At 67.0% G+C, this 12,582-nt stretch carries 8 protein-coding genes; 4 read left to right on the plus strand and 4 right to left on the minus strand.

What is annotated here, in order from left to right:
- Positions 1 to 137: 137 nt before the first annotated feature.
- The 3 genes from BN973_RS24390 to BN973_RS24400 all read left to right on the plus strand — a co-directional run bounded on the left by BN973_RS24390 (position 138) and on the right by BN973_RS24400 (position 5,156).
- Complete coding sequence (locus BN973_RS24390; protein ID WP_036471269.1) at positions 138 to 2,093, plus strand: hypothetical protein; 1,956 nt, start codon at positions 138 to 140, stop codon at positions 2,091 to 2,093.
- Positions 2,094 to 2,184: 91 nt separating this feature from the next.
- Positions 2,185 to 3,588 (plus strand): tyrosine-protein kinase domain-containing protein, encoded by a 1,404-nt coding sequence (locus BN973_RS24395; RefSeq protein ID WP_036471270.1) that lies wholly within the window; start codon positions 2,185 to 2,187, stop codon positions 3,586 to 3,588.
- A gap of 29 nt (positions 3,589 to 3,617) precedes the next feature.
- Positions 3,618 to 5,156, plus strand: a complete 1,539-nt coding sequence (locus BN973_RS24400) for an O-antigen ligase family protein (RefSeq protein WP_232232228.1) — start codon at positions 3,618 to 3,620, stop codon at positions 5,154 to 5,156.
- A gap of 12 nt (positions 5,157 to 5,168) precedes the next feature.
- Here BN973_RS24400 and BN973_RS24405 read toward each other — a convergent pair whose 3' ends face one another.
- From BN973_RS24405 to BN973_RS24420, 4 genes are all read right to left on the minus strand, one after another.
- A complete protein-coding gene (locus BN973_RS24405) occupies positions 5,169 to 6,212 on the minus strand; it encodes a glycosyltransferase (protein WP_036473007.1) in 1,044 nt (347 codons plus the stop codon).
- A gap of 22 nt (positions 6,213 to 6,234) precedes the next feature.
- Complete coding sequence (locus tag BN973_RS24410) at positions 6,235 to 7,920, minus strand: hypothetical protein (protein WP_036471272.1); 1,686 nt, start codon at positions 7,918 to 7,920, stop codon at positions 6,235 to 6,237.
- A gap of 7 nt (positions 7,921 to 7,927) precedes the next feature.
- The gene (locus BN973_RS24415; protein WP_036471273.1) at positions 7,928 to 9,787 is read right to left on the minus strand and encodes a putative bifunctional diguanylate cyclase/phosphodiesterase; all 1,860 of its coding nucleotides are present in this window, start codon (positions 9,785 to 9,787) and stop codon (positions 7,928 to 7,930) included.
- 135 nt (positions 9,788 to 9,922) lie between these two features.
- A complete protein-coding gene (locus BN973_RS24420) occupies positions 9,923 to 11,479 on the minus strand; it encodes a hypothetical protein (protein WP_036471274.1) in 1,557 nt (518 codons plus the stop codon).
- Positions 11,480 to 11,694: 215 nt separating this feature from the next.
- Between BN973_RS24420 and BN973_RS24425 the strand changes: the two genes are divergently transcribed.
- On the plus strand, positions 11,695 to 12,489 hold the full coding sequence (locus tag BN973_RS24425) for an FkbM family methyltransferase (RefSeq protein ID WP_036471275.1): 795 nt from the start codon (positions 11,695 to 11,697) through the stop codon (positions 12,487 to 12,489).
- Positions 12,490 to 12,582: the final 93 nt, after the last annotated feature.

A 12,582-nucleotide genomic window follows, 5' to 3' on the forward strand; every position in this document is an offset into this window, starting at 1 on the left:
GAATTGAGATCAGCGGCAAGCAGATCCGCGAGCTGGAGGCCAGCCGCGGCACTCATCGACTACGAGAAGTCCTTTACTCCCGGCGACGCCCGCACGGCACGGCCGCCGGGGGCGGCCCCGCTGCCTACAATGCAGCGATGAAACCCAGCCTGCCGCGCCGCCTGGCAGCACTTGCGGGGCTGGTCGCGATGCTGATCTTGGCGGCGCCGCCGGCGCCGCACGCGGCAGCGGACCCGGCGAGCAATGGCGGCGCCGTCATCGAAGCACCGACCATCCCGCTGCCCAATCTGGGTGGGCCGAGCGCGATCGAGTTCTATCCACATCGCGAGCTGTCCGTCACCGGGCTGACCTTTTCGGTGCCCGCGGGATTGAACCCGGTGTCGTTGAACGCGATTCTCGAAAGCCCGGTCAACCTCCGGTACGGCAACCTGACGGTGACCCAGGACGACCGCACGATCAGCCGGATGGAATTGCCGACCAAAGACCAGACCCCGTTGGTCATTCCCCTTGCCGGAACGAAAGTCACCGGCAACTCGGTGAGCCTTACCCTAACCGCGACGCTGCTGCCGCTCGACAATTATTGCTGGGATCCCCTGACCCCGATACGACTCGTCAACGGATCGATCACGTTCGCCGGCGGCGAAGTCGCGCCGAAGACCGTCGCCGACTTCCTGCCTCCCGTGATTCGCAAGCTGACCATCTTCGTTCCGCCGAAGCCGACACAGCAAGAATCCGATGCGGCAGTGCAATTGGCCGCGGCGTTGGAAGATCACTACGGCGCCGAGAATCCGCAAGTGGCCGTCGAAGCCCTCTACGACCGCGGGAGCACCGTGGTCGATCCGTCCCAGCCCCTGGAACGGCAGATCATCATCAAAGAGGGCCCGGACAAAGGTCTTTCGCTGCAGGGCAGCAACGGCGTTCCGGCGCTGCTGATCTCGGGCGCCGGTGACGAGCTCACCAACCAAACCCGCCTGCTGACCGATCCTTCCGTGAAATTCGCGCTCGGCCCCTCCGCGGTGGGCGGACCGCTGCCGAACAAGCAGAAGCTCGCCGCCGATACCACCACGCTCGAACAGCTGAACCAGAATTCGCTCAGCGCCGAGGACCTGTGGCCCGACGTAAGCATCAGCCTGGACCAGACCCGGTGGGGACATTCACTGCAACACCTTCGAGTGCATGTGATCGGTTCGCACACACCGCTTCCCAACAATTTCGGCGGCGAGGTCCTCGCCTCGGTCGCCGGGCAGACGATCAACCGATGGCCGGCCGAAGCAAACGGCACGATCGATCGCTGGGTCGACATACCGGATCGGCTGCTGAGCCGTTCCACCAGCCTGTCGATCAAGGTGCACACCACCGGCGACGCCGGGCATTGCGGCGAGTACCTTCCGATCACCCTGAAGATCGACCCTAAGAGCGAGGTTCAGACCTCGCGCGCCAATCCGCCTATCCCCAAAGGCTTTCCGTCGATTCCCCAGTCGTTGATGCCGCGCATCCAAATCGGCATCACCGACGACGCGTTCAACGACACCGTGCGCGCCGCCCAGATCATGGTCGGCCTGCAGCAGCTGAGCGTGGTGCCGTTGGCGACCAAGGTCACCAGTCTCAAGCAGGCGATCGATAGCCGAGACCCGGCGGTCCTGATATCGGCCGGCGCTTGGCCGGTCCAGACGATCCCGCTGCCTTTCAACGCGGAACAGGGCAGCATCACGATCGAGGGCGCCGACGCGGGCGGCGAATCGGTGTCGCTGACACTGGATCCGTCGATCCACTTCGGCTCGCTACAGACCGCGTACGACGGTCACCGCTCGTTTTTGATCGCGACCTCCAACGGGGCGCCCGGTCAGCTCGACGAATTGCTGCGCTGGTTGGCCGCGGAGCCGGGCCGGTGGTCGCAACTGGACGGCCGCGAGATCATCTCCGTGCCGGGCAGTGAACCCATCACGGTGGCCAATCCGCCCAGCGACGTCGTGGTGAAGCCGCCGACGCAGGAGGACCACTACACGTGGGTGTGGTGGGTCGCCGGCTGGGTGGTGGTAGCCGCCGTCGGCGGCGGCGTGCTGCTGTACCGGGCCCGCAGAAACTCAGTCTGATCGGCGAAGCGGCAATGAGCAGAAGCAGCAGCGGATCCAGGCGCGCGTTGGCAAGAGAGTGCCCGGGTAGGGCATAGAGAGGTATCACTCGATGGATTTCCGCACCTTTACCCGGACTCTCAGCGTTCACTGGAAGCTGTTGACCGCGGCCGTGCTGGCCTGTGTGGCCGGCGCCGCGGCGGTCACCATGTTCCAGACGAGGGTCTATCAGTCGTCGGCCACCGTGCTCATCTCGTTTCCCGGGCAGACCGACCCCTCGCAGTTGTACTACGGGACCCAGGCCGTGCAAGAGCGGCTGTCCTCGTACGCGGCGATCGCCGGCGGACGCTCGGTGGCCGAGCGCGCGGTAGCCCACTACGACCTCCCGATCAGCGCCGACGCGCTGGCAAGCAAGACGCACGTCCAGTACGTCCCGAAGTCGCTGCTGTTCACCATCAGCGTCACCGATACCGACGCCCATCGCAGTGCGGCGTTCACCGAAGCGATGGCCGATGAGTTCGTCACGGTGGTCGGGTCACTGGGTGCGCCCCCGAAGGGAGCGCCACCGCAGCAGACGGGCGACCAACCCCCCGCACAAACTCAGCAACCCGAGACCATCCTGGCCCGGGCGTCGGTGGTGGAGCCGGCGACGGTGCCGCGTGTCCCGGTAAGTCCGGTGCCGATCCGCAACATGGGGTTGGGGCTGGTGGCCGGGGTGCTGCTGGGGATCGCGGTGGCGTTGACCCGCGAGGCCACGGATCACACCGTTCGCGATCGCGAGAAGCTGGAGCGGCTTTCCAAGCTGCCGACCTTGGCGGAGCTGCCGGGGACGCGCGGCACCGCACCACGATTCGGCACCGACATCTCCTTCGACGACGCGGTCCGAGGTTTCCGGGCGCGTCTGCTCAGGGCGGCGGGACCCGGAGCGACCCGGGTGCTGGTGACGGCACCGTTCGGCGGCGAGGGAACCACGACCACCGCGCTGAACCTGGCGAAGGCATCCGCCGAAGCGGGCGAGGACGTTCTGCTCGTCGAAGGTGACACCCGTCGACCGGTGATCGCGGGCCTGCTGAAAGTCGAATCGGGCGAAGGCCTGGCCAGCGCGCTGGCCAACCCCGAAATCGCGGTCGAAATCGTCAAGCCGACCCCGATCGCCAAGCTGTTCATGCTTGCGCCGCGCGCCGCCCGTCGCGACACGCTGCCCTCCAGCGCGTACCTGCCGGAGGTGCTGGACAACGTGATGCAGGAGCTGTCCGCCACGTTCACCCGAACGGTCATCGACGGCCCGCCGGTGCTGGCGACGGCCGACTCCGGCATGCTGGCCGGCACCGTGCACGCCACCGTGTTGGTGGTCCGGGCGCGGCGCACCACCGAGGAAGAACTCGCCGATGCGCTGACCGCGTTGCAGGCCGCCGGGGCCCGGGTGATCGGCACCGTGCTGACCAACGCCCGAGTGTCCCAGCACACCCGGGCCGCCGCCCGGACCTACCGGGCGAAACTCGGCGGATCGACGTGATCAGGTACCTGCGGACTCGCCAACGCTTGGTGTTGTCCGTAGTGGTTATGGGCGGGTTCCTGCTCGGGTGCTTCGCGTTCGGTGTGGCCGCGACGCGCGACCCATATGTCGGCGTCGTCCCCGTCGGCGCGATGTTCGCCCTGGTCGTGTACTGGGCAAAACCCGAGCTGATGGTATGGATCGCGTTGTTCTACACGTTCGGCGCGCTGCCGATCGGTCTGTATGTCGGCAAAGTCCTCGGCCCGGTGACGATCTTCGTCTGGCACGTCGTGCTGCTGACGGCGATCGCCTACCTGATCCAACTGGTGCGGCCGCGGTTCTCCGATTACCTACCACCGGCCATCCTGCTGTTGACCATCCTGTATTTCACCGCGATCGGATTCGCCAACGGACACTCCGCCGAGGCGATATTGCACGAAGTGGCGTGCCTGTGCGAAATGCTCGCGGGGTACCTGCTGGCCCTGTTGATCGTCTACGGCGACTACATCAAGGGAGCGACGCAGACACTGATCCTGACGCTGTGGTTTTCGGCGGTGATGGTCATTCTGAGCTCGTCACTGGGCCTGCGCCTGACCGGCCGCTTCGAAACCATCGGTGAATCGACCACCGGTGGCTCGGTCACCCGCCTGATCGTCCCCACCACCGCGCCGGCGATCGCGGTGCTGGCCGCGCTGATGGCCGCCAAGGTCCTCGGCCGGGTAAGGCCCGCAACGTTTTTCGCCCTGGGCGTCCCGGCGTTGATCATTTCACTGGTGGCGTTCTCCCGCGGCACGCTGATCGTGATCGGGCTGGCCGGGGTCGTTGCGTTCTTCGCCAAACCTTCCTGGCAAACGCTGCGGCGCGCAGCCGTGTTTGCCGTCACCAGTGCGGCGCTGTTGGCAGCGATGCTGCCGGTTGCGATGTTCCTGCTGCAGCACTCGAAGGCTGGAGCATGGCTGGGCCATCAGCTCGCCGGCTTCAACTACCGCGTGCTGGGCGGTGTCAAAGCCAGTGCGCTCGCCGTCGACGACTCGACGCAATACCGGTTGGTCGAAAATGCCGACCTCGGCCGTGAAATCGCCAAGGCACCGGTGTTCGGCCACGGATTGGGTTATGCGTACCGACTGCCCTTCGGCGACGAGGGATCCGGCAGCGACGCATTCGGGTTCGACAGTTTCACCGTGCTGCTGGGCACCACCTACGCGCACAACTTCTACCTGTGGTGGCTGGTCAAAGCCGGGGCGTTGGGCATGGTGGTCTTCGCGTGGTTCGCGCTGCGGCCGGTGGTTCGGGCCCTGCGCAGCGTGTCGACACCGGCGAAGATCGCCGGCGCGGTCAGTGTCGGCCTGCTGGTGTTGAACATCGTCGGTCCGAATATCGAAGACACCCCCGATTCGGTGGTGTACGGCATGGTCCTGGGCTCGGCGATGGGGTTCGCCAACCTGGCCCGCCGGCGGCCGGATGACCCCGACAGCGCGGGTCCCGACGACGGCGCGACCGACGACATCACCGAACCGATTCCGCTGCTGGTAGGGGGCCCGGCCGCCGCCGCTCCCCGGCGGGCCAAGCACTCGACGCAGCCGTTCTGACGCCGCACCGCGTCAGAGCCGATCCGCACCCACCTCGCCCAGCACGTCCATCATGCGATCCGCGACGCGGTCGACGGTGTAGCGCTGGGCGTAGTGACGAGCCGCGGCGGCTCCGCGCTGCGCGGCGACGGACGGATCGGCCAGCTCGTCGAATGCGGTGACCAGCCCGGCGACGTCGTCGACACCGATCGCCGGGCAGCCCGGCGGTTGGTATTCCGGCAGGCCGCCGACCGCGGAAACGATCGGCGTGACGCCCAGCTGCATCGACAACACCTGCACACCGCTTTGCGACGCGCGCCGGTAGTGCGCGACCGAACCCTTCGCCGCCGCCAGCGTGGTGACGATGTCGGCGTAGCGGTAGCTGCCGGTGCGCCGCCGCGCGTGTTCGGGCAGCGTGCCGGTGTCGAATGATCCGTCGCCGATGAGCACCAGGTCGTCACCGCGCCAGCCGCCGCCGGCCACATGCTGTCGCCATGCCTCGAGCACCACCTCGAGGTTCTTGTACGGGTGCAGCCGACCGATCACGGTGAAGTCGCGACGCTCTTCGGGCCCCGCCAACGGGGGAACCAGGGCGGGATCGAGGTCGCTGGTGAGCGGCAGCACGTGGACGCGGGTGCGTCGCACGTCGCGCCGGTCGGCGATGGCGTTCGCGACATAGTCGCTGTAGGCGATCGTGGCTGCCGAGCGGGCGCCCCACCGATCGAACACCGCGCGCTCGGCGGCCGGGAGCTCTTCGATCGCATCATGGGGACGGTCGTCGTGCACCAACTGAACGCGCGGAACCCTTCCGGCCAGCGCGATCCACCGTGGATCGCGGACCAGCTCGGCCACGACGACATGCGGCCGATACCGGCGGATGCGCCGCCACGCCGCGACGGCGGCGGGCCAGGTCGCGGCGGTACGAAACCGGGGATCGAGCACCAGTTCGTAATCGCGCGGCGCGTCGGATTCTGGGTGCAGGTCGGATGTCACCAGCAACGCGTCGGCGCCGCGCCGGTGCAACGCCTCCACTTGGACCCGCGCCAACGGCCGCAGCCACGGCGAAAGCCACAGCACCCGAAGGTCGCGCCGTGACACGTTACTTACCAATGTCGGCGATCAGCGTGTCGCGTGGAACGTCCAGCGTCGCAATGGGATACAGCCCTGAGTTGTCACGGCCATCGCGCGCCAGCTGCATGGGCGGATAGTTCACCACGTGGGTAGCATCCGGCTTGTGCTGCTGCCACTCGACGGTGGCGCGCAGCGTGTAGTGTCCCGGCGCCAAGCCCCCCAGGTCGACATGAACCGTCTCGGTGGCCGACGTCGGCACCGCCTGCTCGCGTGATTGGCTGGTGTCGTCGGAGACCAGCGATTTGAGATCGACCGTCGCCGGTATCGTCCGCACCACCGCTCCGGAGAAATCCACCAGCTTGTAACCGGGCACCCACTTCTCGGTGGCGGCGGCTGCTCCATAGTTGGTCCATACCGCCAAAATGGTTGCCGTCTTGCCCTGTACCGATTGCGATCCGGGGCGCGCCTCGACCGAATACCGATACCCGGCCGCCACGTTGGCCTGAGCCCACAGCAGGTACAGGTTGGGGTCCATCGCCGCGTTCGATTCCCGGTCAGGGAAATTGAAGCTCGACGTCATCGACACGTGGTAGCTGACGACGTCGTGCAGGCCCTTTTCGTAGTAGGTCCGCGGGTCGGTTCCCGGGGGCAGCTGGCACCATTCGGTGATCAGCAGCGCCGAGGACAGCCGCTGCTTGATCGCGTTGACGACCGCATCGTTGGACCGCACGTATTGCGAGTCTTTGGACTCGGCCCACGTCGGCAGCGGTGCGTAGACGCCGAGGCAGTCCGCGCGGATACCGACCGGCGCCGAAAGCTTCTTCGTGACGTCGTCGGCGAGCAGTTGGCGCACGATCTCCGGATTGTCCGGCGCGGTCACCAATTGGGTATGCGGAAAAGCGTTTACGTTCGCCGCAACCAATTGGCGAATCGAGGCGATGGTGATGCTCTGATCGCGAAACTGGCTGTAATACCCCAGCTTTGCCACGCTGTCGTCGGGCTCGGGACCCGGCGCGCCGAGTACGTCGCGCAGGTACGAGATGTGGTTTTCGCTGAAATCCCCGTAGCCCGAGAACTCGAACACGCTGAGTCGTTCGTCGCGGTCATAGCGGCGGCCGAGCGCGGCGAGCAGATCCTGAAATGCCCGTAGATAGTTGGGGTCGTTCCAGTTCGGCACGACCTGGATCACCCCGGCCCCGGGACCGGTCGGCGGATTCGGGTAACTGGTGGTTGCGCCCGGCATCGCACGCACCCAGTCGGGAACGCCGATGTTCGTGTTGTTGGGATACGAGTCGTCGCAGCAGGAGCTGTAGGCCATCACCCGAAGCGTCATCCGCATGCCGCGCTCGCCCAGCCTCGCCAGTGCGTTGTCGATCGGGCTGAAGTCGAACTTGCGATCGTCGGGCGCGTCGGGTGCCAACGTGTGCGGGTCGACGGGCTGGATCTGCCGCCATGACAGACGCAGACTGGCGTCGTGGGACGCCGGCCATGCCGGATAGCGTTGCTGCGCGGGATTACCTTGTGGGAAAAGCGGTTCCAGCAGATCCTCGTACTGACCGCGCAGGGGGTTGGAGATCTCCTGGGTGTTCGACGGTATGGCCGGGCTGACCATCGCGTTCAACGGGCCGGATTGCTTCTGACCACCGCACCCGCTGAGCACCAACATCGCGAACATGGCAACAGCCAGCACCTTTTTGCTAATTTTTTCGACCATTCTGGAATCAGATGGCGCCCTGCGACAAGGCCTCATGATCGGCCAGGAACGGCATCGGCATCCAACGCGCCGAGAGCAATGCCTCCATCGCATCGCCGGGGACGGGCTTCGACAACAAAAACCCTTGTGCGCGGTGACACCCGTGCTGCATCAAAGTCAATGCGGCAGCGGGTGTTTCGACTCCCTCGGCGACAACCTGCAGACCGAATGCCTCGGCGAGCCCGATGATGGCGCGCACGATGGCCAGGTCGCCGGCGTTGGTCCCCAGATCGCGCACGAAGCCGGCGTCGATCTTCAGCATGTCGACCGGCAGCGACTTCAGGTGTGACAGCACCGCGTAACCGGTCCCGAAGTCATCGATGGCCAGCTGCACGCCGACCTCTTTGAGCTCCGCGAGGGTGTTGCGGGTGGTTTCGATGTCGTGCACGACGGCGCGCTCGGTGATCTCCAGGCACAACGACTCGGCGTCGATGCCGAACTCTTCGATCGTCTCGGCGACGCTGCGCACGAAGCCGCGGGTGATCAGCTGCACGGGTGAGACATTGACGCGCAAGATCGCGCCCTGGCCCACGCCGTTGGCGCGCCAGCGGCTGAACTCGGCGCAGGCGGTGCGCATCACCCAGCGGCCCAGCTCGCCGGCCAGGTTGGTCGACTCGGCCACTCCGATGAACGCGTCGGGCAGCAGCAAGCCCCAGATCGGGTGCCGCCAGCGGACCAGCGCCTCGGCAGCGACCACCGCGCCGGTCCACAAGTCGACCTCGGGCAGGTAATGCAGCAGCAGCGCCTCGCTGCCGATATCGCCCTGTAGGTGCAGCTCGATGTCGTTGCGGAAGGCGCTCTTCAACGACATGTCGTCGGTGAACACCGCGATCTGGTTGCCGCCGGCGCGCTTGGCGGTCAGCACGGCCTCGTCCGCGCGGCGCAACAACGCGGTGCAGTTGTCGCGCTCCGGCATCCCGACCGCCAGCCCGATGCTGACGGTGCGGCTGATCATGTGACCGCCGATGGCCAGCCGCTCGCAGAGCATCTTCGCCAGCCGCCGGGCGAACGATTCCGCGGTCTCCGGCGACATCGACTGCTCCGGCACCACGACGAACTCGTCGCCGCCCAGCCGGGCGATCATCGCCTGCGAGCCGACGCACATCTGAATGCGTTGCGCGAAGACCCTGATGAACCAGTCGCCCGCGGTGTGGCCAAGGTAGTCGTTGATCGGCTTCAACCGGTCGAGGTCGAGATACAGCACCGCGACGGGTCCCGGCTTTCCGGCGGCGAGCCGTTCGGACAAGTGCGCGACCAGCGCCCGGCGGTTGTACAAGCCGGTCAGGTCGTCGTGCTCGGCCAGGTACCGAAGCTTCTGCTCGGCGGCCAGACGCGCTTGCAGCTGGGCGAACAGGGCGGCGACCGCCTCGAGCGTGTTGATCTCGGTTTGCTTCCACTTGTGGTCTCCGAACCTGACGAAACCGAGTACACCGGTCGTCGCCTCGCCCGACAGCAGCGGCGCGGCCGCCACCGAGGGAGCGCTGGGCCGTGTGGCCCCGGTCAGCCAGCGCCGCCACGAACGCCGACCGGGCGCTATGACCACCGGCTTGCGGCCCTGCTCGCATTCGGTCAGCAGCGCGTCGGCGCCGGCGTAGGGAAGGACGTCCGTCGCGTCCGAATCCGCGACCTCAAGGCGCGGCGGCCACTCCGCGACCAGCACCGAGGCACGGGACAGCTCGTCGCGGTGCCGCAGGAAGCCGGCGTCCAAACCGAATTGCTCGACCAGCCGCGCGAGGACTTTTTGGCTCACCTCGGTCGCCGTGGAGGCCGTGGCTTCCATCAGCGCAGTGGCGACGGAGGTTACGACCAGGTCCAGGCTGCGCGGCATGGAGACCTCCGATGTGGGGCGAATGTCACGGCCGAGCGGCCAGATTTGAGCAGGTCACGGATCATATTGGTGAGAGAACCGTATCATGCACGACGCCTTTTCCTCCGGGCTTACGACCAGCGTCGGCGGACCGTGTCAACCGTTGGTCGAGTTCGTGTTGTCGCGCGGGATGTCAAGGGTCGCAATCGGGTACAACCCGGATCCGTCTCGTCCGTCGCGCGCCAGTGCCATCGGGACGTAGTTCACCACATGCGAGGCGCCCGGCTTGTGCTGTTGCCAGTCCACCGAGGCGCGCAGCGTGTAGTGGCCCGGCGCCAACCCGGACAGGTCGACGTGCACGGTCTCGGTGGACGACGCCGGGACCGCCTCCTCGCGTGACGGGCTGGAATCGTCGTGGACCAAGGTTTTCAGGTTGACCGTGGCCGGCAGCGTGCGCACCACCGCACCGGTGTTGTCCACCAGCTTGTAACCGGGTGCCCACTGCTCGGTGGTAGCCGCCGCGCCGTAGTTCGTCCACTCCACCGAGATGGCCGCGACCTGGCCTTGAATCGATTGCGATCCGGGCTTCGCCTCCACCGAATACCGGTATCCCGCCGCCGCATTGGCCTGCGCCCACAGCGCGTACAGCTTGGGGTCCATCGCCGATGTCGCATCCCGGTCCGGGAAGTTCGCGCTCGACGTCATCGACACGTGGTACTTGACGACGTCGTGCACGCCCTTTTCGTAGTAGCCCAACGGGGCGGCCCCACCGGGCAACGAGCACCATTCGGTGATCACCGGCGCCGAGCGCAGTCGCTGCTTGAGCGTGTTGACCAGCGCATCGTTGTTGCGGACGTACTGGGAATCACCCGACTCTGCCCAACCGGGCAGCGGCGACTGGACGCCCAGGCAATCCGAGCGGATGCCGACCGGGGCGGACAGCTTCTTGGTGACGTCGTCGGAGAACAACTCGCGCACGATCTCCGGGTGCTGCGGCGCCACCACCAATTGGGTGTGTGGAAAGGCGTTGACGTTGGCCGCGACCAGCTGCCGGATCGACGCGGCGCTGATGTTCTGGTCCCGGAACTGGCTGTACCCGGAGAACTCGAAAACGCTGAGCCGCTCGTCGCCGTCATAGCGGCGGCCCAGCGCCGCGATCAGCTGGCCGAACGCGTCGAGGTAGCGGGGGTCGTCCCAGTTCGGCACCACCTGGGGCACCCCGGGGCTGTTCGGCGGCGGCGGGTTGCTGGTGGTCAGCGGCCGCGCCCACTCGGGAACGGCGATGCCGGTGCCGTTCGGATCGGAGCTGTAGGAGTAGACGCGCAGGGCCAGTCGCATGTTGCGGCTGGCCAGCTTGTTCAGCGCGTCGTCGATCGCGCTGAAGTCGAACTTGCGGTCGTCGGGCGCGTCGGGGGGCAGCGTGGCCGGATCGGTGGGCTGCAACTGCCGCCACGAGATACGCATGCTGGCGTCGTGCGACGCCGGCCACGCGGGGTACCGCCGCTGCGCGGGATTGCCTTGCGGGAACAGCGGATTCATCAGGTCTTCGTACTGGCCGCGCAGCGGGTTGGGGATGTCCGCGGCGCTGGGCGCAATGGGCGGGCTGACCATGGCCGACAGCGGTCCGGGCGTGACGTGACCACCGCAGCCGCTCAACACCAATCCCGCGCAGGCGCCAACAGCCGCCGCGCTTCGCCTCAGTGTCCGGACCATCGTTGCGATGCTAGAGGGATCCGCGCCTCGGTGTGAGTGCCGGCTCCGCCCCACCGGGCCGCAGCCAGTGACCCAGATCACAATCACCGGGCGCCTGGCCGACGGACGGCACCGCCGCTTCGACTAGGCTGACGGCTGACCAATTTGCCGCGACCCGCAGCGTCCGGTCCCGTCGAGCGTGCGGTCGCCGGAAGACCGCCTCTGGAGACTCGACAATGCCCGTCGCACGCTCGGCCAAACGCTGGCTCGTGCCGGCGGCCAAGGCCCTTGCCCCACAACTGTTCTGGCGGCGCAAGTATCGCGCCCTGCAACGTCTGGGCCAATCTCGCCCGGACGTGCAGCTGGCGGCGTCGTTGTGCGATCCCAACCGGGTCTCCCTGGATATCGGGGCCGACGTCGGCGAGTTCACGGTCGCGATGTTGGCGACGTCGCGGGCGGTGATCGCATTCGAACCCCGGCCTGCCCAGGCCCGCGCCCTGGCCTCGATGTTCGACGCGGTCGGCGCCGAGGTCCGGGTGGAAGCGGTGGCGCTATCGGACAAACCCGGCGTGATGACCATGCGGGTGGTCGAGTCCGAGCCGGGCCGCAGCACGATCGACACCGACAACAGCCTTGGCGACGTGGCCGGCGGCGAAATTCAGAGCATCGACGTGCCGGTCAAACGGCTCGATGACCTGCACCTCGACGACGTCGGCCTGATCAAGATCGACGTGGAAGGCCACGAACTGGCCGTGCTGCGCGGCGCCGCGGACACCCTCACCCGCAACCGGCCGGCGGTGGTGGTGGAAGCCGAGGAACGCCATCACCCCGACGCCGTAGCCGCGATCACCAGGCTGTTGGCTGGGCTCGGCTACGCCGGTTACTTCGACCTCGACGACGCCCGGCGGCCGATCGCAGAGTTCGACCCGGCACGTCATCAGAATCCGGCAAACGTCGGCAGCCGCGAGAACGGCTGGACGGACCGCGGCATCTACGTCAACAACTTCACCTTCGTTCCCGAAACCCCGTAAGGTCCGCCGAGCCGTGAGCGCCGGTGATACAGCTCACAATCCCGACCGAATTGTCACGCCTGGCCGCGCTGCGGTGTCTCAAGGGCACACGTC

This window comes from Mycobacterium triplex (assembly GCF_000689255.1).
In the GTDB taxonomy this organism is placed as follows: Bacteria; Actinomycetota; Actinomycetes; order Mycobacteriales; family Mycobacteriaceae; genus Mycobacterium; species Mycobacterium triplex.